General features: G+C 42.9%; 11 protein-coding genes. 3 read left to right on the forward strand and 8 right to left on the reverse strand.

Annotated elements, in window-relative coordinates:
* Window positions 1-181 precede the first annotated feature (181 nt).
* Both NG798_RS22115 and NG798_RS22120 read left to right on the forward strand, forming a co-directional pair.
* The gene (locus tag NG798_RS22115; protein WP_261225877.1) at window positions 182-1,552 is read left to right on the forward strand and encodes an NAD(P)/FAD-dependent oxidoreductase; all 1,371 of its coding nucleotides are present in this window, start codon (window positions 182-184) and stop codon (window positions 1,550-1,552) included.
* 139 nt (window positions 1,553-1,691) lie between these two features.
* Complete coding sequence (locus tag NG798_RS22120) at window positions 1,692-2,927, forward strand: sodium:proton antiporter (protein ID WP_261225878.1); 1,236 nt, start codon at window positions 1,692-1,694, stop codon at window positions 2,925-2,927.
* Between the two features lie 146 nt (window positions 2,928-3,073).
* On the opposite strand, the gene NG798_RS22125 is transcribed toward NG798_RS22120, so the two are convergent.
* From NG798_RS22125 to NG798_RS22150, 6 genes are all read right to left on the reverse strand, one after another.
* A complete protein-coding gene (locus NG798_RS22125; RefSeq protein ID WP_261225879.1) occupies window positions 3,074-3,412 on the reverse strand; it encodes a hypothetical protein in 339 nt (112 codons plus the stop codon).
* 205 nt (window positions 3,413-3,617) lie between these two features.
* The gene (locus NG798_RS22130; RefSeq protein ID WP_261225880.1) at window positions 3,618-4,718 is read right to left on the reverse strand and encodes a saccharopine dehydrogenase family protein; all 1,101 of its coding nucleotides are present in this window, start codon (window positions 4,716-4,718) and stop codon (window positions 3,618-3,620) included.
* 441 nt (window positions 4,719-5,159) lie between these two features.
* A complete protein-coding gene (gene crtO, locus NG798_RS22135) occupies window positions 5,160-6,851 on the reverse strand; it encodes a beta-carotene ketolase CrtO (protein ID WP_261225881.1) in 1,692 nt (563 codons plus the stop codon).
* Window positions 6,852-7,020: 169 nt separating this feature from the next.
* Window positions 7,021-8,400: a cytochrome P450 gene (locus NG798_RS22140; protein ID WP_261225882.1), complete on the reverse strand. Its 1,380-nt coding sequence runs from the start codon at window positions 8,398-8,400 to the stop codon at window positions 7,021-7,023.
* A gap of 212 nt (window positions 8,401-8,612) precedes the next feature.
* Window positions 8,613-10,529, reverse strand: a complete 1,917-nt coding sequence (locus NG798_RS22145) for a serine/threonine-protein kinase (RefSeq protein WP_261225883.1) — start codon at window positions 10,527-10,529, stop codon at window positions 8,613-8,615.
* A gap of 246 nt (window positions 10,530-10,775) precedes the next feature.
* Window positions 10,776-11,705 (reverse strand): hypothetical protein, encoded by a 930-nt coding sequence (locus NG798_RS22150; RefSeq protein WP_261225884.1) that lies wholly within the window; start codon window positions 11,703-11,705, stop codon window positions 10,776-10,778.
* A 724-nt stretch (window positions 11,706-12,429) separates the two neighbouring features.
* Between NG798_RS22150 and NG798_RS22155 the strand changes: the two genes are divergently transcribed.
* Window positions 12,430-19,527: a PAS domain S-box protein gene (locus NG798_RS22155; protein WP_261225885.1), complete on the forward strand. Its 7,098-nt coding sequence runs from the start codon at window positions 12,430-12,432 to the stop codon at window positions 19,525-19,527.
* A 251-nt stretch (window positions 19,528-19,778) separates the two neighbouring features.
* Here NG798_RS22155 and NG798_RS22160 read toward each other — a convergent pair whose 3' ends face one another.
* Window positions 19,779-21,626 carry an S-layer homology domain-containing protein gene (locus NG798_RS22160; RefSeq protein WP_261225886.1) on the reverse strand — a complete coding sequence of 616 codons (1,848 nt, stop codon included), beginning with the start codon at window positions 21,624-21,626 and terminating at the stop codon, window positions 19,779-19,781.
* A gap of 82 nt (window positions 21,627-21,708) precedes the next feature.
* Window positions 21,709-23,538 carry a CHASE2 domain-containing protein gene (locus tag NG798_RS22165; protein ID WP_261225887.1) on the reverse strand — a complete coding sequence of 610 codons (1,830 nt, stop codon included), beginning with the start codon at window positions 23,536-23,538 and terminating at the stop codon, window positions 21,709-21,711.
* Window positions 23,539-23,567 lie beyond the last annotated feature (29 nt).

Genomic DNA, 23,567 nt, shown 5'->3' on the forward strand with positions numbered 1-23,567 from the left:
TCTCAGCCGGCAGACATAACAAAAAAAGCCGGTATCTGTAGTTACTGCCAGACTTTTATTTTTGTGTGTAAAATTTTGTAAACTAGGGAGGGGCGATTGGGGATTGGTGAGGCAAAAAACCACCAAAACCAAAACAATTAGCTATTCCCGACGATCCATAAACAAAACTACAGGAGTGATTATGAGCTTAGAAGCAGTAAAAGAGAAACAAGTGCCTCATGTTGTGATTGTGGGAGGCGGGTTTGGCGGTTTGTATGCGGCGCAAGCATTGAGAAAGGCTGAGGTGAAAGTAACACTGATTGATAGAAGAAACTTCCATTTATTCCAACCTTTGCTTTATCAAGTCGCCACCGGCAGTTTATCACCGGCAGATATTTCTTCACCGCTGCGAGCAATTTTAAACCACAGCAAAAATACGCAAATTTTGCTGGGAGAAGTGAAAGATATTGATACTGAAGAGCAAAAAATTTTCTTAGCAACAGGAGATGAAATTGCCTACGATTATTTAATTGTTGCCACCGGCGTCAGTCATCATTATTTTGGAAAAGATGAATGGGCGACAAAAGCGCCTGGGTTAAAAACTGTTGAAGATGCGATAGAAATGCGGCGAAAGATTTTCTTAGCATTTGAAGCGGCGGAAAAAGAAAATGACCCAGAAAAACGTCGTGCTTGGTTAAATTTTGTCGTGGTTGGTGGTGGGCCGACTGGGGTAGAATTAGCTGGGGCTTTGGCAGAATTGGCGCACTATACGTTAAAAAATGATTTTGCCAGCATTGATACTACAGAAGCGCAAATTTTGTTAATTGAAGGTGTAGATCGGGTGTTACCTCCTTACCCGCAAGATTTATCAGAAAAAGCCAAGAAATCTTTGGAAGAATTGGGGGTAACGGTGAAAACTCGCACGATGGTGACAAATATTGAAGATGGAATTGTGACGGTAAAGTGCGAGGATAAAGAGGAGAAAATTGAGACAAAAACAGTTTTGTGGGCAGCAGGGGTGAAGGCTTCGGCAATGGGACAAGCAATTGCTAAAGCTACCGGATCTGAGTTAGATCGGGTGGGGCGTGTGGTGGTGGAACCAGATTTGAGTGTTAAAGGATTTGCTAATATTTTTGTAATCGGAGATTTGGCGAATTTTGCTCATCAAGGTGATGGTAAACCGATTCCAGGTGTGGCGCCGGTGGCGATGCAGGAAGGGCAATATGTGGCGCAATTAATTAAGAAAAAATTGGCCGGCAAAAGTGTTGAACCTTTCCGCTATGTGGACTATGGTAGTTTGGCGGTGATTGGGCGTCATGCGGCGGTTGTGGATTTGGGTTTTGTGAAGTTTTCGGGATTTTTGGCTTGGCTGGCTTGGGTGTTTGTTCATATTTATTATCTGATTGAGTTTGATAATAAATTGGTGGTGATGATTCAGTGGGGGTGGAATTATTTTACTCGCAAACGCGGGGCAAGGTTGATTACAAATCCTTATTTGCGTACGACGCCGGCGGGGGATGGTAATAGTTTGAATGGGATGCAGGCACAGAAAAAAGAGCCGGTAGAGGTATAAATTTAGGGTGGGCTATGCCCACCTTTACGCCGTTTCTATGACTTTGGCTAGAGGTTTAATTACCTCCGCAAGGCGGATTAACATCTAGCTGACTAAACAGTAGATTTAAAGAACAAACTCATCTAAAAAGTGGTTCTTTATGGTGGATAAGTATATCCTCTATCTGCTGGTTATTGGCTTGGTTTTGCTGTTAGCAACGCTTGGTTCTGGCTGGATTGCCCGATTACCGCTTTCTTACTCACTAATTTACCTGATTATTGGCATAATTTTAGGGCCGTATGGAGCGGGTTTGATTACACTGCGACCGGATGCAGAATTTCTGGAAAGAGTGACGGAATTTGTTGTTATTGTTTCGGTTTTTAGCTGCGGTTTAAAAATGAGTCGTCCGCTGACATGGGGGGCTTGGAATTCAACGGGCCGGTTGATTGGTTTTTTAATGCCGATTTCAATTTTTGGGGTGGCGGCGATTGCTTATTGGTTTCTGGGTTTCAATTGGGGTGCTGCGGTTTTATTAGGCGGAATTTTAGCGCCAACTGACCCGGTTTTGGCTTCGGAGGTGCAACTTTCTCATATGGAAGATCGAGATGAGTTGCGGTTTGGTTTGACTTCCGAAGGCGGTTTAAATGATGCTTTAGCTTTTCCGTTTGTGTATTTTGGGTTGTATTCGTTAAAAGATCATAATTGGGAAAATTGGTTGAAATATTGGGTGCTTGTTGATGTAATTTGGGCAATTGTTGCCGGTATTGGCATGGGAATTATTGTGGCTTATGTGGTGGTTAAGGCAGATAAACAATTGCAAAAAAGAAGGCCGGTTGATTATTTGATGGAAGATTTTATCGCCCTTAGTACAATTTTGCTGACTTATGCGTTGACGGAAGTGGTTAATGGTTATGGTTTTGTGGCTGTTTTTGTGGCAGGGATTATGATCCAGCGGAGTTATCGCAATCCAGAAAAGCCGCTTTCTCAATTACATTTTATAGAACGCATTGAAAAGCTGATGGAGGTTGGGCTGATTTTGCTTTTGGGTTCGATGTTGCGAGTGGAACCGATGCTAAAATTTGCGGTTCCTACGCTTTTAATTGCACTACCTCTGCTGTTTGTGATTCGACCGATTGGTGCTTGGTTAAGTACAATTGGGGGTTCTTGGTCTCCAAAAACTCGCTTTCTTTTTGGCTGGTTTGGTATTCGGGGAGTGGGTAGTTTGTATTATTTAACCTATGCTTTTGGTCATGGGTTACAAGGATTTTTGGGAGAAAAAATTGGCTGGATTATTTATTCAACGGTGGTGATTTCTGTGGTATTACATGGCATTAGTGCAACGCCATTGATGAAGTCTTATCAAGAAGCACCGGAGGCAGGGTTATTGAAAACTTAACCGCTTAGCTGTTTTCTCTATCATCTATAACGGTTTTGACAGCAAACTTAGTTCTAAAAACCCGGTTCCTAAAAGAAACCGGGTTTTTATGTAGGGGCTGGGCGGTGATATTTGGCTCGGTATTTTAACCTAACGTCGTGATATTTTTACTCTTTGCCGGTGACTTTTTCTACTAATTCTTCGGCTTGTTCAATTAAACCGGGATCGGGGTTTTCTTCTTTGTATTCTTTTAAATTCTCTTCGTAAGTTTTTTCGATGCTTTCCAGGCTTTGTGCTTCTTTCACGGCTTCTTCGTAAGCATCGGCGCGACGTGCTGCTTCAGCAGGATTGACTTTTTCTTGGGCCGGCTTTTGATTAAATAATGATGCGGCGTGGGCCGGCATTTCAAACACAAACAAACCCGATAAACTAATTAAACTCAACAAGCACACAACTAAAACGCTTTTGCGTAGGGTTTCTGCGATTGCTAAAACACTTGTTTGCATTGAATTTGACTCCTTTGTTTTGCTTTAATAATTCTTATCCTAACTGCCAAGCTCTACAAAGTTGTCTATCTGCGGGTAGATTAAAAGGAAGATGTTTAATTACAAATTGTTACAGCTTTCAAGCATAGCGCCTTTCCCCCCTCGCCGCACAAAAGGAGGGGGGGTAATAGTGGCTATTTTGTTATGTTTAATGTGCTGTATTTTGTTAGAGCCACTGTTCTTGCACCGGCATTTGACGAGATGCCATCAGGTGTTCAAATAAATCGGTCGCTAAGGCTTGTTCTTGGGGCCAAACTCCGGGTTTTTGGAGTTTTCCTTTTAAGATTAATTCTGCAATCGCACCAGTGCCAATGCCGGTGGCTACGGCTGCACTGTTATGCACCACTGTTGAGCAAAAAGTCGTCGGTTTTCCATCTTTAATTCCGTTAACTTCTGAACGCACAGCGACGCCGGTACCAACCATTGTATCGGTGACTTTTGTCATGTTGTAAGAAACATGAGATAAAAACTCCACCACTGCTGAATTTTTTACCCAACTTTGCGGCCACAAATTGGCTACAAACCAAGTGAGATGATTATAAAGATCCGGCGCCGTGCCAAATTTTGTAATTACCGTTTTTGCTTGGGGGAATGTGTCAGGTAAGGTAAAGGCTTCTGGCATATCAAACCAATAAACGCCGGTTTTGCCGTAGGGTGCTGGAAACTCTATGGTTTCCCGGCCTGTGTAGGGTTTAACTTGTTTCCAGTTGCCATTTTCTAACACATCAAAGGGATTTTGTAAACCTAAAAATGTGGTTCGCATCACCGTTAAACCGGCCCCCCCAGAACTCCCGACTACATAACTTAAATGGATGCGTTCTGCTTCGTCTAATTTTTCCACACCTTGCCGCACCATACTGTTAGAAATACCAGGAAAAATCCCTGTATTGATAACAGCAGTAATGTCCGCCTTTTTTGCAGTCTCTTTGAGTTCTAATGCCCGACTTGTAAACCCGCGACTGTCGCTGACATCAACATAATTAACGCCTTCATCTATACAAGTTTTGAGCACGTTTGCATCGCGGTATTGAAACGGGCCGGCGCAATGTACCACCACTTTACAGCCCTTAATAGCATTTCTTACGGCTTCATGGTCGGTTAAATTCAAGGCCAAATACTGCACACCGGGGGCCGGCATGGGGTTATTTGCGGCAGCGGGATCGCGTCCAGTAATAGTGATTTTTGCATCGGTAAAGTTGGCGAGGTCTTTGGCAACGCTGCTCCCTATTCTGCCTCTCCCGCCAATAATTAAAACTTTTTCACTCATTTTTCTAACAGGGGTAACTATAAACCCAGAAAAACATATTAGGGATCAATTTTGCATCTATAGAAAGGCAGAATTATTTAAAAATATTTGAAAATAAGATTTTTCTTATTTGGCCTCAAGCCAAAAACGGCATAAGTAATAGTGCTTAGTAAAACTCATAAACAAGAGTTTATCCATCAGCTATTGGCGCACTTTCGAGAGATATAGATAATAACTGGCTTTTCTTTTAATCCTTAAAATTTTCGGCTAACTCAGATAACCTTAACTGCCTTGATGGTTATATCTGCCCTCATTTTTTATACTGGCTTTAAAGCTGATTTTTTCCCTCTATATCTGCTATGAATACCTGTGCTTTTTTAAGACTTTACAGAATACTTATTCCAGCAAAAAAAAGTTTTTAACTAAAAACGAGGGGTGCATTTTCACACCCCTCAGCAATAATTAAGAAATTCGGAACACAGATTTAGCCGTAGCCTTCAGAGAATTGGCTGCATCAGTTAAAGTTTGCGTAATTGGGTGCTGAGTTTGTAAGAAAACTCGCGCACAATTGCGTCCTGGCATTCCAGAAATTGAGCCGCCCGGATGCGTACCGGCGCCGGTTAAATACAACCCTTCAATGGGAGTTTTATAATTAGCCAACTCCGGCAGAGGACGGAAAAACACCATCTGATCCAAAGTCATATCAATGTGATAGTGATTGCCCCGCAAAAAGCCGGTGCGTTCCGACAATTCCGGCGGACTTTCCACACGACGAGCAATGATGGAATTCTTGATATTAGGCGCATAATCGGCAATTTTATCAACGCAACGATCCGCCACTTTATTCTTTAATTCATCAGTCCAGCCGGTGCCTTTCATTCCCGTACCATCCGCCCCTGCAATTTGATACGGTGCAAAAAATTCCACCCACAAAGTATGCTTTCCTTCCGGTGCCATCGTCGGATCAAGCATGGTTGGCATCACGACATAAAGCGACGGATCATCAGGAATTTTACCGACTGTTGGATCGCTGTGGGCGACTTCAACTTGATTCACAGAATCGGCAATCAAAAATGAGCCAATTAAAAACTCATCTTGGTGATTATGATGGTCAAAATGCAGCGGTTCTGAGAGCGCCAAATCAATCTTCATAATGCTCTCATTATTATTGACAATACGGCGTTCTACCCGTTCGCGTAAATTGGAATCCGCAGCATGAACGGCATCTTCATCAACCAAATGTAAAAACACGCGCTGGGCATCAATATTAGAAATCACGCCTTTTTTCGCACGATATTCTTGCCCACCTTTTACCCGAACACCAACCGCACGCCCGTCATCAACTAAAATCTTTTCTACTGCTTGATCGGTGAGAATTTTTCCGCCTTCAGCTTGCACCAAATTAACCAAAGCAGCGGTTAAAGCACCCGTTCCGCCACGCGGTCTTGCCATGCCCGGATTATGACGCATTGCCATCATAATTGCCCCCACAGAAATCGTTTTTTGTGAAGGCGGTGCACCTAATTCTGAGGCAAGTCTTGCCAGAGGTGCTTTGAGGAATTCTTCATCAAACCACTCTTCTAAAATATCGCGGGGACTTGTAAACATCGTGCGAACAAAATCTAGGGTTTTATCTGGCCCGCCAATTACAGAAAGTAAATCTTGCAGTTTGGCCGCATCATAGTTGCCGGCCATATCAATTACAGATTTCGGTGGGGCATTAAATATTGGAATCATTGCTCCAATTACTCGCTGCCAAAAATCAGTAAATTCTTTATATTTTTTGGCATCACGTTCGTTGTAGCGAGCAATTTCAGCACAAGTTTTTTCCAGGGAACGGTGGGCTAAAAAATACTTGCCGTCGGGATGAGGACAAAACACAACGGGGTCACAATAAAGATATTTTAAGCCGTATTTTTTTAACTCTAATTCTTCGACAACCGGCCCCAAGTGAATAAATTCATGGTCGATAGCGCAAAGGTTAAATTTAAACCCAGGCGCTTCCTCTGGCATAGCTTCCTCGGTTGTGGCTGCACCACCGGGAATCGAACGTTTTTCTAATAGCAAAACGCTGTATCCTGCTTTCAGTAAGTAAGCGGCACAGGTTAACCCGTTGTGACCGGCACCGATAATTACTACGTCGTAGGTTTCCATTCACAAAACTCCTAGATTACGAATTGCGTTAATCTTACAAAACTTTACAATTTACCAGGCTCTACCACCCGATAGAGATTGTGGTAGAGCCGGCAATACAAAAGTTAGAGAAACCCTTTCTTACTCAGTTAAAACGTAGGGAGCGCTCCCTTGGAAATAAAGCTAACGGTTACAAACTCCCCGCCAGTTGCAATTCTGCTAAGGGACGCCGGCGTTCATTTTTCACCACCATTTCCACACCACCGGCCGGCGCAAGCGTCACACCGCGACGTACCGGACGCACCGGCTGATTATTCGCCAAACCTAACTGCCAACGCGATACAATCGTTGCCAAAATTAACTTCATTTCAAACTGTGCCAAAGCTAACCCTAAACAACGCCGGTTTCCGCCTCCAAACGGCAAAAACTCATAGGGAGAAAATTGCCTTTCCAAAAATCGCTCTGGTTTAAATAAATGTGGTTCAGGATAAAGCTCTGGTCGGTGGTGAACTAAATAAATACAACCAAACAAAACGGTTCCAGGGTCAAACTCATACCCCATCAACTTAAAGGGTGATTTAACAATGCGAGGAAATGTTAACATTGCCACAGGATAAATACGCAGAGTCTCCGAACAAACCGCGCTCAAATATGGTAATTTAAAAATAGCCGTTGGGTCTGGATTTTCCCCCAAAGCGTCTATTTCTTGGCGTAACTTTTCTTCGACTTCGGGGTGCCGGTGTATCCAATAAAGAGCCCAAGAAAGTGCCGTTGCTGTTGTTTCGTGACCCGCCGCCAAAAGCGTCATCAATTCATCGCATAATTCTTCATTGTTCATGCCTTCTCCAGCCTCATCACGCGCCTGCAACAACAGCGTTAAAACATCATTGCGCTGGCTATCTAAATTTTGGCGGCGTTCCTCAATCTCGGCCTCTAGGAATTCATCTAACTCGCGCCGTTTTCGCAACCAATGACCCCAAGGACTCCAGGAGCCCAAATCTTTTTGTAAAAAGTCAAAAAACAACAAACTCGAACGCAAAGGCGACCCCAGCAAATCGAGAATTTCTCCTAAAAGTTTCTGAATTTTATAGTAACGTTCCCCTTCATTTAAACCGAAAACTGCGTGTAAAATTACGCCCATCGTCACTTCTTGCATTACATCCCGAACCGAAAAAGATTCGCCTATTTTCCACCGGCCTGTTGCTTGATTGGTAACATCACAAATCACCTGACTGTAATGGCGCATTCTTTCTCCGTGAAACGGCGGCATTAAAAGCTGACGTTCGCGCCGGTGTTTTTCTCCATCCATTAAAAAGAGGGACTTATCCCCCACCAAAGGCCGCAAAATTTCATTACCGCGACCGGTATCAAATTGCTTTGGATCGGCTGTAAATAACTCTTGAATACCCTGCGGATGATTAATAAATACGAAAGGGCTGACATTGCTAACTTGAGTTGTAAAAATGTCGGGATAACGCGAGGCAGCGTTATTCATATAAGCCAGCGGATCACCTACCCACTGTATTTTTTGGATAAAGGAAGGCGTTTCAATCCTATTAGGTAATTTCATTGCGGGGTAGAAGTAATATTTTTTGTCTCCACTATTCTAATAGTTTTCCCAATTACCAGCTTATAAAAAAGTAGGGACACCGTTGCTGGTGCCCCTACCTTTTGTAAACTCTCACAACACACTCCACCCCAGAAGCCGGAATCAAATCATGCAAGATTTATTTAAAATAAATATGAATTTCAGACCGGCTTTGTCGTTATACAAGATTAACTTCAAGTGGTCAGGAAAACCGCACCCGGATTAATTTCTTGCATAAAATCGCCCGGATTCAAACCAAGGGCCATATCGCCTAAAGGCGGCAAAGCAGCCCTGGGAGATCCCGACCGTTGAGCCGCAGGAGCCACCGGCACACCAGAGCGACTTTTGCCTTTACCGCGCAATCTTTTCGCAAAATCAACCCGCTTAGCTTGAGCAGTCGTGTAAGCCTTCGTATCCTTGGGAACTTGTTTAAGCGTTTTAATCGCCCCGTTATAATCTTTGACCTGCGCTCGCTTATAAGCTTGTTGAAGCAAACGCTGTCCAATCACCTCATTTTTAATTTGCTGCTTTTGACTATATTCATCAATTTTGACTTTAATTTTGGCATAATTTGGCAGCCCTTTAGGAATTTGAGAAAGTGCCTTTATTGCCCCTGTAAAATCTTTAGCCTTAGCTTTTTCACTTGAAACCTTAATTAACTTGTTAATTTCTGGGGCGAGGGCAGTTGTGGCTTGTTTAACCATTGGCTCAACTTTTTTGTGCCAAGTGGGAAGCGCCGGCAACTTATCTGCTTCTGCCAATACATCTCGCCAGCGTTTTTCTGAACTAGCTTTTTTTACTTTGGCAACTTGTTGGTTTGCCAAATTCAAAGTTTTTTCCCACTCAATCGAGGCATCTTTGGCTTGATAATAAGCCGCACTGTAGCGAGGAACTTCTGTGGCTAATTTAATTGCTCCTTTGAGATCGCCGGCCTTATACTCTTGCGTTGCTTTTGCAAACGTATCTAAACCAGGATCAACCGGCGCCGCCAGCAACAAATTATACATCCCAAAGGCCAGGGCCACCGCATTTGCCCCCATCCCAGCCACAAGTCCCGCTGTCACGAGCAAGCAGCCACCAGAAGAGCGAGTTTTAGCTTTTTGGGGGCTGTCTGACTTAACGCTCTTGCTGCGATCTAAGGGCGAGTGCTCGGCCTTCGCTTCTACGGGGCTACTGGGGGGGAGAAGTTGATCTGCCTTTTCTTCTACGGAGCTACTGACGGGCAGAGATTCATTACTTAACCATAAATCCCGCGTCAAATCTTCAACATCTAACAGCACTTCTGAAGGCAAATCGGCTGGTTGATTTTGTTGCTCTTGACGAGTAAAAAATGACCAGAGATTTTCCAAGACTTGGTTATCAAAATAAAATTTTAATTCTTCCTCGCTTATGCCGGTTTGGGCCCGCATTCCAATCAAAGCCAAAGCATAAATATCTGTTTTGGCAGAAGGTTGATAAAGCGAGTCAAAACTAAAAGGTAAATAAGGATTTTTGTCAATCGGTTGTAAGGCAGAAGTGGATGCTAAATTATTTTCTTCGGGTGTCCAAGCTGAATTTTCTTCTAAGAGAAAATGGCTAAACGGTGGCAGCCAAACATCTTTACTAAGGGCAAAGCCTGTGACAATTAACTTGCCATCAGAAAGCCGGCGGATAATTTTTTCGGGTTTAAGATCGCCATGAAGCACTCCCAAACTGTGAGCATATTGCAAGACTCCCATGAGGTCTTGGAGCATTGCCGTTACGTCGTTTTGGCTCCAAGGTTGGCCGGTTATGAGTTCAGCAGATAAGGGTTGACCTTCGGTAAATTCTTCCACCCAATAGAAGCTTTTTCCTTGATAAAAACTTGCTAATAAAGTGGGTATTTGTTGGTGGAGGCCAAGGAGTCTGAGGGTTTCGCCAAACTGTGCCAGAACTTCACCTGCTTCTGACCAATTGTTGAGGTAAGTTTCAGGAATTGGGATTTCTTTAACAATACATTTAGGATGGCCGGTTTCGGCTGTATCGAGCGCTAAATAAGTAGTCGGAACTGAGGGAGGTTCCAAGACGCTGATTACTTTATAACGCCCGTCTAATAACGTGCCTAACAAAGGCTTTAACATTAATTTTGTCATAGAACAACTTTCCACAGCCGCTCTTAATAAATCGCTAATTAGGGTTGAGTTTTTCGGGGGATGAGGGATTGGGATTTACCACTCCCCAAAAAAACAGGTAAAACAATGAGGGGTGCAAAGTGAATGCACCCCTGTTCTGCCGATTGTGGTTGCCGGTGGGGAGGCTTTTGGCCTTTCCCAGCGCTAACAAAGTGTTTAAGAGCTTGAGTTTTTTCTCAGCCAGTAAGACAGAACTATCAATTACTTTCAGCCTCCCAATTGCGTTTTCGGGAGAGAAAATACAAGTGGCTGAGTGGAAATTTCTTGAGGAATGTCGCCTGGATTGAGAGTTGCAGACGCCGATGCGTGGAGAGCGACTTGAGGAAATGTGTTACCAGCGGCAATTAATTGGCGCTGTTTTTGACTATACTCAGCGACTTTAGCGGGTACTTTTGTATAGGCAATGGTATCTTTAGGAATTTGTTTCAGCGAGCCGATGGCCGCGTCAAAATCTTTTGCTGATGCTTTGTTGTAGGCAGTTTGCAAGAGTTTATGGGCTTGGACTTCACGCGAAAGTTTTTGTTGTGCGGTTGGATCAGCTTTGGTAACTGTATTGGTGGCGCTTTGGTGGTTGAGAGTCTGTGCTTGTTCGTAAGAAGGTTGTAATTTGTTGTCTGCTTGGGCGTGCAATTGAGGCCCAGATAATTGTGCTGTCTCACTTATGGGCGATTGAGGAGAGGCGTACATTAGATAGCCGCCGATGGTGAGAGCGAGGAAATTAACAGCCACACCGGCACTGATGGCAGCGCGGGGAGAAATTTGAACTTCCTCGTTTTCGGTGACTGGTGCTAAGACGGTGGGAGGGCTGGCCGGTGGGGCCGGTTCGACATTTTCTTGAGGTGCACTGGAAGCGCGGAAAAAGCTTAATCGACCGCAACCATCATCTTTGAGATAGTGAAAAACGCGACGATTGCCTGTGGTGGTTTGCTGCTGCCAAATTAATTCAGGTGTGTTTTGGTGGGGAGGGAAAACAGACGGTTGGGGGCTGAGCGACTCGACGGTTCCCATGACAACCGATACCTCCATTGATTGGTTTTCTTGGAGGTGACAATTTTGGCCGGCCAAAATGCCGGTTTCCACCCTCACAAAGTGATTATCCTGTTTTTTGTTCAGGCGTTGAGTCATTTTGTATTCCATAAACGGTATCTTTCCTCTAATTGGGGTAGTAAAAATCACCGCACTCTTAAAATAATGTCGGTCTAAGGACTTTGAGGCGATTTCTGACAAAAACATCTAGGCTACACTCTACCGTAACCTCAACCGATTATCGGGAGAGGGGCTTGACCCACATCTTCAGTGTGCCGCTCTCGCCGTCTTGGCTCTAGGCTTTTTTACAATTTGTTAAAAAGCTAGGAGGGTAATAAATGAATTACAATCTATTTAAAAAATAAGCCGATTTTATTTCAGGGTTTTGTCAGCAACTTTTGAGAATATCCACATCAGTGAGCAGGCCAGCAGCGGCCTATTCTAGTGATGGGGCTTTCTTCTTCACAGCTTCCAACAAAATTATCACTGGGCATTTTTGGCAAAAAAGTTATAAAGAAATAAGTTCTGCTCTGATGGAAATATTTCGGCTTATTATTTCTTTATAAAACCTTTAATGACAAACAAGCAAGCGAACTGTAAATGAAACTACAAACCACCAACCTAAGTGATTAAGGCCACAAAAATTTACAGCCATGCTTTAAACTTGAGTTAACCCCTTGAAGGTAGAGGCCGGCTAAACGAATAAAAGTTTTTATTGGCTAGTCTGGATGTTTTGAGCAAGAGCATTTAGCTGCAAGCATAAAAACAAAGTTTAGCGAGGCTAATTTTTAAAGTCAATTTTTTTTCAAAATTCACCGCTTTTTTAAATACTGCAATGACAAATAACAATCCCGCCCATATTTTAATTGTCGATGACAGTCCAAGCAATTTACGGTTTTTATCAAAAATTTTAACTGATCAAGGATATAGCGTGCAAAGAGCGATCTCAGGAAACGTAGCTCTTAATGCGGTAAAAGCTAAGTTGCCAGACATCATTTTACTGGATATTCTTATGCCGGAAATGAACGGCTATGAAGTGTGTCAATTTTTAAAATCGCAACCAGAAACCAGCAACATTCCCGTTATTTTTATTAGCGCCCTTCAAGAAATAAGCGCTCAAATTCAAGCCTTTGAAGCGGGGGGTGTAGATTATATTACAAAACCGTTTCACATTGATGAAGTTCTTATCCGTGTTGAAAATCAATTACGCTTGCAATTTTTGCAAAAACAACTCAGTGAACAAAACGCCAGACTGCAACAGGAAATTCAAGAACGCCGGCGCGTTGAAATTGAATTAAGCAACCGAGAAAAGCTCAATCAATCGATTTTAAACTGCGCGCCGGTGGGAATTTGCTTGACCGATGAAAACGGCTATTTTGTGCAAGTAAACCCCGCCTATTGCGAATTGTATGGATTTACAGCAGAAGAATTAATTGGTCAACCTTTTACGATTCATTTTCCCGATTCTGATACCTCAGAAATTTCGTTTATATTGCAAGAATATAAAAATTTTATTTGCACAAGCACTGAAAATCAAACCGGCAAATATTGTGTTTCTCGCAAAGAGGGAACGCAATTGATAGTGGACATTACTCGCAGTGTGTTTCAACAAGAAGACGGACAAATTTTTGCTGTAACTTCCGTTAAAGACATCACCGAACGCCACAGAGCAGAACAAGAGAAAAATCGCTTAGTGCTTTCGTTGCAAAAAAGCAAAGCTTCCTTAGCAGCCGCCCAAAGAGTTGCCCATATAGGAAGCTGGGAATATGACCTAAACACAGGCAAAATTACTTGGTCAGAAGAACTGTTTCATATCTTTGGGCTAGAGGCAAATCACCGGGAACTAAGCTACCCAGAAGTGGTTAATTTAATTCATCCAGAAGACCAGAAATTTTTTCAAGAAACTGTTAAACGCGCTCTGGAAAATCCCAACTTATACGAACTAGAATTCCGCATTTGTTGTCCAGACGGTCAACTTCGGTATGTAGAAGGAAAAGGAGAACCAGTCATCCGTCAGGGAATGGTGATTCAGTTGTTTGGAACTGCAATGGACATCACCCATCGCAAACAAGTGGAACTGCAACTGCAAAAACAATTTTACCGCAGTAACCTGCTGCGCCATATCACAGAAAAAATCCGCTCTGAACTAGAAACAAAGAAGATTTTTGAAATAGCGGCAACTCAACTGGGGCAAGCTTTTCGAGCAAGTCGATGTTTAATTCACACTTATATTTTGCAGCCAATTCCAAAAATTACTCTGGTGGCAGAATATGTGGTAAATGGCTATGAATCGCTCTCAAATTTTGATTTTCCTATCAGCGACTCCCACATACAAAAGTTATTAATGCTTGATAAAGCTAGAGCTTCAAATGATGTTTATAAAGACCCTTTGTTAGAAAAAAAACTTTCAATTTTTCGGCAATTTAGAATCAAATCTATGTTAGCAGTTCGCACTTCCTATAAAGGAAAAGCTAACGGAATAATAGCGTTTCATCAATGTGACGAATACCGAGTATGGACAGAGGAAGAAATTGAATTTTTAGAAGCCATTGCAGCCCAATTAGGAATCGCCATCGCTCAGGCAAAATTACTAGACAAAGAACAACAAGCGCGCGAGGAACTTGACCGGCAAAACTTACAACTCCAGCAAGAAATTAACATCCGTGCTGTTACCGAAAACGCCCTGATTCAAAGCGAAAGCAAATATCGTGCCTTGGTGGAATCTTCCCAGGATATTATTTGGTCAGTAGATTCTGAAGGTCGATATACTTTTATTAACCCAGCAGTTCAACAAATTTACGGCTACGAACCGGCAGAAATGATTGGGCATTTAATGACAGAATTTTTGCCCTCAGAACAAATCGCCAAAGAAGAAAATATTTTAGAACGCCTCTTGCAGGGCGAATCAATTTTTCATTATGAAACCACCCACCTTACCAAAGACGGAAAAGCGATTTATCTGCTGTTAAATGCTCTGCCATTAAAAAACGAGCAGGGAAAAATTATTTCGATCATCGGCACAAATAGTGATATCACCGAACGCAAACAAAGAGAAGAAGCCCTAAAATTAATTGTCGAAGGAACAGCATCTACCACCGGCGATGCTTTTATGCGTTCCTGCGTGCGGTATTTAGCAGAAGTTTTGCAAGTAAAATATGCCTTCATTGCCCAACTGGTAAACGCTGATAAAAATACAGTCCATATCCTTTCTTTCTGGCAAGGAGAAACCTGGGGCGCAAATATGCTTTCTGATTCTTCGTCAACCCCCTGCTATGAAGTTTTACAAGGAAAACCTCATTTTTGTTCTCATTCGCTGCAATCTTTGTATCCAAAAAGTGAAGAATTAGGCATATTTAATGCCGAGAGCTATTGGGGAGTTCCCTTATTTGATTTTCAAGGAAAAGTCAGCGGTGTTTTGGCAGTGATGGATACAAAACCGATGACTTATGATGGGGGAGCCGAATCTATTTTAAAAATTTTTGCAGCCCGTGCCGGTGCAGAAATTGAACGCAAACGAGTTGAAGAAGAATTGATCGAAAGCCAAAAACGCCTCAGTACCCTTGTCACCACCAATGCAGACGGTTTAATTGTGGTTGATAATCTGGGAATTGTCCAATTTATCAACCCAGCCGGTGAAAAAATATTAGGTCGTAAAGTTTCGGAAATGCTGGGTCAATTATTTGGAATTGCTACTCACCCAAACAAAACGACTGTTATAGACATTCCTCACCGTACTGGCGAAATTATCACCGTTGAAATGCAGGTTGTTGATATTGTCTGGAGAAGCGAAAATGCCTATCTGGTTTCCCTCAGAGATATTAGCGAACGTAAACAAGCGGAAAATGAAATTCGCTTGTTACTTGAAACCACCCAAGCTATCAGCAGGTGTGAGGATATTAGCAGCGCTCTTGCTGTTATTTTACGTTTAATTTGCATTACAATTAGTTGGGATGTAGCGGAAGCCTGGATACCCTCAAGCAATGACAGCGTTTTAGAATACAGTCCGGGTTGGTATCGCTACGAAGCCAGCTTTCAAGAATTCCAGCGCCACCATGAAAACATGGCGTTTGCACCAGGCGAAGGGCTACCTGGTCGCGTTTGGCTTTCTCAAAAACCCGAATGGATAGAAGATATTAATAATAGCGAAATAACCGTTTATTTGGCATCAGAAATTAGCGCCCAATTAGGATTAAAAGCTTGCTTTGGTGTGCCAATTATTGCCAGTGATAGCGTTATTGCTGTCTTGGTATTTTTCAAACGAGCAAAAACTAAAGAAACACCCCGGTTGCTGGAATTAGTCAACGCTGTTGCCACACAATTAAGTTCTTTAATTCAGCGCAAAAAAGCCGAACAAGCCTTGCGAGAAAGTGAACGCCGTTTCCGAGCCATTTTTAACTCTACCTTCCAATTTATCGGCTTGCTAACAACCGATGGCATTTTATTAGAAGCCAACCAAAGTTTGTTGAACTTTGCGGGGGTTACAGAAAAAGAAGTCGTGGGATTACCTTTTTGGCAAACGCCTTTTTGGAAAATTTCAGACTCGGCACGCGCCACCGTTCAACAAGCTATTCATCGCGCTGCATTCGGGGAATTTGTGCGTTATGAAGTCGAACTCACTGGTGCCGGGGAAAGTGCGCTCACGATTGACTTTTCTCTGAAACCTATTTTTGACGAAGAAACCGGCCAAGTTGTGATGCTTATTCCCGAAGGACGCGACATTACCATTGCCAAATCTTTACAAAAAGAATTAACTCTGCGCGAACAACAACTCGATGCCTTTTTCTCCTCGGCACCGGTGGGTTTAGCATTTTTTGATAGCCAATTACGCTATGTCAAAATTAATGATTTACTTGCTCAACTTCACGGAGCGCCAATAACTGATCATATCGGCAAAACTCCAGCCGAAATCATCCCCAGACTTGCCTTGACAGTTGAATCAAACTGTCGAAAAATTCTCGACACCGGCACCCCTTTAATCAACCTCGAACTATCCACAGAAAACCCCTCTTTGCCCGGTTCTTTCCGAGACTGGATTATTAGTTATTTTCCGATTCCAGGGGAAGGTGAGCAACTTTATGGAGTGGGTGCCGTTGTCATGGAAATTACCGACCGTAAACGAGTCGAAGCTGCCTTTCGCTCTGCCACAGAACGCTTACAGCACTTGCTTGGCACCAGTCCGGGGATTATTTTTAGCTGTCAGCCTTCCCCAGAACAAACCACAACTTTTATTAGTGAAAATGTTACGGAGGTTTTGGGATATGAAGCAGGGGAATTTTTGGCAGATCCTCATTTTTGGGTAAAGCATATTCACCCCCAAGATAGAAAACGCATTGTTGCCGAGTTGCCTCAACTTTTTGAAAATTACTCTCAGTCCCACGAATACCGTTTTCTGCACAAAGACGGGGGCTATCGCTGGTTATATGTTCAACTTCGGCTTGTTTCCACCTTGGCTACTAATAACCCCCAGGAAATCGTTGGTTATGCAGTCGATATCACCGAGCGCAAACGTGCCGAAGATGCCCTCAGCCAAAGTGAAGCCACCAACCGCGCTTTATTAAATGCGATTCCTGATATGATGTTTCGCAGTAAAGTCGATGGCACTTTTGTTGATTTCAAACCGGCTAAACACATCAAAACTCTCCTTTCTCCCGATAATTTTTTGGGAAGTAATATTCAGCAAGTGCTCCCAGCAAAATTAAGTGAGCGGATTTTAAACGCTTATGAACAAACGCTGTCAACCGGCAAGGTTCAAGTTTTAGAATATCAATTAGAAATAGGCTCAGAAGTTTGTGATTATGAAGCTCGCATTGTTCCTTGTGGGAACGATGAAGTTATCTCAATGGTGCGCGATATCTCAGAGCGCAAACGTTCCGAAAAAGCCTTGCGAGAAAGTGCAGAACGGGAGCGCGCCGTTGCGCGAGTGATTGAACGAATGCGGCAGACGCTTGATTTTGAAACGATTTTTAGCTCCACCACTCAAGAATTACAACAAGCGCTGAGTTGTGATCGCGTTGTGGTTTATCGTTTTAATTCTGACTGGACTGGGGAGTTTGTTGCTGAGTCGGTTGCCCAGGGCTGGTGCCAATTAAAACAAGAACAGTACAGCGATTCTCTCTTAATGGCTAATGCTGTAAACGGCGCAAATTGCCCGATAAAAAGTATGAAAAGTGAAGCAGATATTCAAGATAATTCTTTCCAAAGCTGCCCGGAAAGATTCTATAAACATCTTGAATCTTTCCGGTCGGTTTCTGATATTTATCATGCCGATTTTGAGGAGTGTTATATCCAGCTTTTAGAACGATTCCAAGCCAGAGCTTATATTATTGTTCCGATTTTCTGCGGCAGTAAACTTTGGGGCTTGCTGGCAAGTTATCAAAATTCGGGGCCCCGCAATTGGGCAAGCCCAGAAATTAATATGGTTGTTCAAATTGGCGCTCAATTGGGTGTGGCTTTACAGCAGGCACAATTATTTGACCAAACTCAAAAACAATCCGCAGCTTTGCAACAAGCTCTGTTTGCTGCGGATGCGGCAAATCGCGCTAAAAGTGAATTTTTGGCTTCGATGAGCCACGAGTTAAGAACGCCGCTCAATGCAATTTTAGGCTTTACTCAAGTGATGAGCCGAGATGTATCTTTGAACCGGCAACAGCAGGAAAATTTGGGCATTATTAATCGGGCCGGTGAACATTTGCTAAATTTGATTAATGATATTTTAGAAATGTCAAAAATTGAGGCCGGTCGCACCACGCTCAATATCACAGGTTTTGACTTGCTCCGCTTCCTAAAAACTCAGGAAGAAATGCTTTATTTAAAAGCCCAATCCAAACAAATAAAGTTAATTGTTGAAATTGACCCAGAAGTTCCCCAATATATCCGAACTGATGAAAGCAAATTGCGGCAGGTTTTACTCAATATTTTGGGAAATGCCATTAAATTTACCGAAAAAGGTGCTGTGACATTGCGCGTCAAAACAAACCCCTCTCATCTCTCTGATTCTTCGCTTCCGCTTAGTTTTGAAATAGAAGACACCGGCCCCGGAATTGCCCCAGAAGAAATCAATCTTCTTTTTGAGGCTTTTGGACAAACGGAAGTAGGCCGAAAATCACAACAAGGCACGGGATTGGGTTTACCCATCAGTCGTAAATATGTTCAGCTTTTAGGCGGAGATATCCGCGTCAGCAGTACCGTAGGAAAAGGTAGCTGTTTTAGTTTTGAGATTCCTATTTCTAAAGCAAATGCGGGTGAAATTAAAGCCGATATATCGCCGCGTAAAGTTATGGGTTTGGCTCCAAATCAGCCCGAATATCGTATCTTAGTGGTGGATGATTTACCCGAAAGCCGCCGGTTATTATTAACGTTGTTTAAATCTCTGGGTTTTCAAGTCCAACAAGCTGAAAATGGTCAGGAAGCTGTGGCTTTGTGGCAAAATTGGCAACCCCATTTAATTTGGATGGATATGCGGATGCCGATCATGGATGGTTATCAAGCAACAAAACAAATTAAAGCCGATCCAAAAGGCAAAGAAACGGTGATTATTGCCCTCACTGCAAGCGCTTTTGAAGAAGACCGCAAAATGGTTTTAGAAGCCGGTTGTGATGACTTTATTCGCAAGCCTTTTCAACAAGATGTTTTACTAGAAAAAATCAGCCAGCATCTCAAAGTTTCTTATATTTACGAAGAATCTCCGCCCCCAAATTCCGACAGCCACACGCCACCTAAAACCATCACGCCGGAGGATATCAAGCATTATTTATCCCAAATGCCGGTAGAGTGGATTGAACAAGTTTATCGCGCTTCCTGCCAAGGTAGTGATGATATCATTTTTGAATTACTTGCGGAGGTTACTCCCGAATTATCTGATTTAAAAAACACTTTTGCTGATTTAGCTGATAACTTCCAATTTGAAAAGATTATGCAGTTAATCACGGGGTGATTTTTTGGTTTTTTCCTTTGTTTCGGATAGCCGCTACTACTGCCTAAAAAAGGGGGGAAACAGAAGAGGTTTTTAAGTTTCTCCCCCCCATAAGAACAGATTTTTAAGATTTTAACTCTTTCTTTGCAGAGCGCAGGGAAGATGCTGGATGCCCCGTGAGGAGGGTTTTTTTAAACCGCAGATTAACGCAGATTAACGCAGATGAATGGGATAATCTTTGCAGTTGTGTGAGGAGTTTAATGGAGGCTGAATTATTCCATCATGGCTTGATAAAGAAATGCAGCTACATCCGCTCTTGTCGCCATCTGTGAAGGATTAAAAATATTCGCATTGTCTGCATTAACCACCATTCTCCTTTCTGTCGCCGCCGCCACTGCATTGCGAGATTCGGCGGGAATTGAAGCGCTATCACTATACACTTTTAATACTGTATCGGCTGAATTTTTTGGAGAAAATTTTAAGCCATTTGCTAAAACAACTACCGCATCCAGCCGGTCTAATTTCTTTTCGGGATTAAATGTTTCACCTTCAAAAAATCCCATTTCATAGGCTTCTCGAATTGCCGCCGATGCCCAATGATTGGCCGGCACATCTTGAAAAACCATCGCTTTTCTGACTTTTGGTAAATTAAATGCTCGCCGAATCATTGCCGCGAATTCTGCTCTCGTCACCGGCTCGTTTGGCCGGAAATTTCCATCCATAAATCCCTGCAAAATTTCCCGCGCTGCCAACTCGGAAATATAATTTTTTGCCCAATGAGTTGCCGGCACATCGGGGAAGCTTACTTGTATTCCCTCACTCACTCCCTTTTCTCGATAATTTGCCATAAACTCGCTGACATCGTAATAGGTTGAAGCGCTATTTTCTGGCACATTCACTATCTGATAAATTTTCCCCGGTTCTGCTCGCAAAGCCGGTGCTATCCCCGTTCCATATAACGCTACTGTTCGATTCATTACCGAAAAAGCTCCACTACTAAAGGCCGGTGGATACACACTATTTGCACTCGGTGGCGGCAATTCTCCTACCTGATAACCACTGATATTAATATTTGGCAACCGGCTTAAAAATGTCACCCGTTCCCCTCCATTTTGCGGCACAGTGAGTTCAGTAAAATAATCCCCAAGGCGGCGATTATCATCCAATTTTCCATCCCCATTTGCATCAATTCCATACAACGTTCTTACCACTCCAGAAATTGCCGTATTCTCAGGCAAAACTAAATTTACAGCAATTGTTTCTGCCGGCAATTCAAACTCACTATAGCCAATTGGCCGATTTTCTAAATCATATAAGCGCACCACAATTCGATCTCCCGCCGATAACCCTTTCATAAAATTTGCCCGTGCATTCGGTTTATAGCGAAAATCGCCCATAAATCTTTCCCTTAAATATCCCTCTCCCCTTTTTGCCTTCAAAGAAAGACGCACAATCACATCCGAACCTGTGGCACCCGTTCGCAAAATTGCTAAACTAAATTGATTCTTTCCTGGTAAATTTAAAACTTCAGGCATCGGCGTGGCTGTCTGGTTAGCCGCTTGTAAAGCTGTTTCTCTAACATTACTATTAGAATTTAAATTTTGCGTTTGTTGGCTATTTCCTCGCCCAGCAATTGAGCCAAAGCTTTCTAACGTTTCCAGTTGAATTTGTTGGTCTTTTACATTATTTCCACCATCATACCGAACTTGTACCAAAGCTTTAATATCCACCCCGCTTAAATCCACATTTCCACCCAGCGCTTGTCTAAGTTGAGCGATAGGAATAATTTCTGGATCTAAACTAATATCCCCCGTCGTATTAGCGATCAATCTTGCCCCAGTGCTGGTATAAACCGGCACCCAATTATTCTCTTTTTGAGCAAATAACTGATACACAACATTCGCATAAGAAGTTACAGGTTTTTTGCGAATCTTCAACTGTACCGTCAGCGCCACCGGTTCCGAATTCCGGTTCAGCAACGGTTCCATACTCACCGTCATATCCCAACCTTGAATTTCTGCCAATAGCAAGGGAGGCTCAGCCAAACTTGTCGCCAAACTAGGAATTCCCCAAAGCGAAATCGGCAAAAATGCAGCCGCTAGGGGTAATATTTTCCACAATTTTAAGCAGTTGTTTTTCCGGATCTGTTTTCTAAAGGTTTTCATAGTTGTATTTAGTTCACAGCAAAGTAATCTATCAATTTTAGCCGGCCCCGGCCTCAGTGGCATTCACTTCTCCCACAATCGTATAAACCGTTGTTTCATCCGCCTTCCCACGCAATTGAATTGCCCCAACTTCCTCAGCCAAATAGCGGTCGCTAACATAACTATAAGTGCGGTCAGTCAGCAAAATTTTAAATTGTTTATCTGCCGTTAAATTTTTCGTCATTGCTTCCAGTCGCGCCGCCACATTAACGGTATCTCCCACCACCGAATAACTTAAACGTTCTGCACCTCCCACTGTTCCCGCCACCACCGTGCCGGTGTGAATACCAATTCCAAATTTAATCACCGGTTTTCCTTCTTCTTCAAAGCGTTTGTTAAGCTCTTTTAATCGTTCGTGCATCGCCATACTTGCAGCAATAGCAGCCGTTGCATCGCCTTTAATATTTTCCACCTGACCTTGAGGAAAAGGAATACCAAACACCGCCATAATTGCATCCCCAATATATTTATCAATTACGCCGCCATGTTCCATAATACAGCGAGCCATTACATCAAAATATTGATTGAGCCAGTTCAGCAAATCTCGCGGTTTCATGTTTTCTGAAATACTCGTAAAACTACGAATATCCATAAACAGCACTGTAGCCGTTAACTCTTGAGCTTCCAGTTCCCCATTTTCAAAAATTTCGTCTTTGCGCTCCCAAATAACCTCTGCCATTTCTGGGGCAACGTGCTGGGCAAATAAACTCATTAATTGTTGTTTTTCGTATTGTTCTCTAACCTGTACAAATAGCAACGTTAATAAAATTGTCGCCACCGGCGCCGCCACCGGAAACCACAAGTTTCCCCAACAAAAAGCCGCAAAAACAATCGTAAACCAAGCCGGCGGTAACATTAAACCAATAAAAATCCGTTCTTTAAGTTTGCGCTCAAATAAAAACCAACTTGTCACCGGCCCCGCCATCAGTAAAATCAATAAATCAAACCAATGATCCGAAGGTTTTAATAACCTTTGATTAAGCAAATTATCGATAACAGCCGCATAAAGATAAACGCCAGATGTGGGCGGTTTTTGATTGAGGGGAGTTCGCATTTCATCCATGCCGGTTGCAGTTGCCCCTACCAAAACCAACTTGCCGGTTAAGTCGGGATTGATTCTACCTTCGGCAATATCTGCAAAAGAATAAGTAGTTAAATATTCTGTTTTACTCGGCCAGTTTATCCAAATATTTTGATATTTTTCAGCTTTTCTCGCTGCGGGTATTCCTACTGTTTTGCCCGGATTATTAGCATTATAAACTTGCAACATTGCTGCCGATAACCCCGGAATACTGATTTGTGGTGTATTCACCCAAATTGTTGAATTCCGACTAATTCCATCTTCATCGGGTTGATGCAAAATATGACCAACTCCTGCTGCCGCAGAAGCTAATTTCGGCAAAACTTGTAAGCTTTTCCCTTGTTTATCCCACGCTCTTGCTAAGACTGAACGATTATTTGCTGCCAGTGCTGAAGCCAGTTCCTCATCATTTGCACTGGGTGCGATCCACAAAATATCAAATCCAATCGCCGCCGGTGGAGTTTTTTCTAAAGCTTGTAAAAGTTGAGCATACCGAGTTCTTGGCCAGGGAAATTGTCCATATTCTTGTAAACTCGCCTGATCAATAGCAATAACCGCTATTCTCTCATCCCATTTTAACTGAGGACGCAGTTGATAAAAAGTATTATAAGCTAAATTTTCTGGCTGTTTCCAGTATCCTAACCCTGCAATACTGACCGAAACAACAGCCGCCATTGCACCCGGAAGCCAGGGATAGTTGCCTGTTAAAAAACTTTGAATTCGTTGCAAGCCTGTTTTGACTACCATAAGACAATTTTTGATTTTAGATGCCCAGA

It is taken from the genome of Ancylothrix sp. D3o (genome assembly GCF_025370775.1).
Taxonomy (GTDB): Bacteria; Cyanobacteriota; Cyanobacteriia; order Cyanobacteriales; family Oscillatoriaceae; genus Ancylothrix.

Excerpts from the sequence above, each read along its gene's own strand:
- NG798_RS22115 (WP_261225877.1), top strand. The coding sequence starts at position 182 with ATGAGCTTAGAAGCAGTAAAAGAGAAACAAGTGCCTCATGTTGTGATT.
- NG798_RS22120 (WP_261225878.1), top strand. The coding sequence starts at position 1,692 with ATGGTGGATAAGTATATCCTCTATCTGCTGGTTATTGGCTTGGTTTTG.
- NG798_RS22125 (WP_261225879.1), bottom strand. The coding sequence starts at position 3,412 with ATGCAAACAAGTGTTTTAGCAATCGCAGAAACCCTACGCAAAAGCGTT.
- NG798_RS22130 (WP_261225880.1), bottom strand. The coding sequence starts at position 4,718 with ATGAGTGAAAAAGTTTTAATTATTGGCGGGAGAGGCAGAATAGGGAGC.
- crtO (WP_261225881.1), bottom strand. The coding sequence starts at position 6,851 with ATGGAAACCTACGACGTAGTAATTATCGGTGCCGGTCACAACGGGTTA.
- NG798_RS22140 (WP_261225882.1), bottom strand. The coding sequence starts at position 8,400 with ATGAAATTACCTAATAGGATTGAAACGCCTTCCTTTATCCAAAAAATA.
- NG798_RS22145 (WP_261225883.1), bottom strand. The coding sequence starts at position 10,529 with ATGACAAAATTAATGTTAAAGCCTTTGTTAGGCACGTTATTAGACGGG.
- NG798_RS22150 (WP_261225884.1), bottom strand. The coding sequence starts at position 11,705 with ATGGAATACAAAATGACTCAACGCCTGAACAAAAAACAGGATAATCAC.
- NG798_RS22155 (WP_261225885.1), top strand. The coding sequence starts at position 12,430 with ATGACAAATAACAATCCCGCCCATATTTTAATTGTCGATGACAGTCCA.
- NG798_RS22165 (WP_261225887.1), bottom strand. The coding sequence starts at position 23,538 with ATGGTAGTCAAAACAGGCTTGCAACGAATTCAAAGTTTTTTAACAGGC.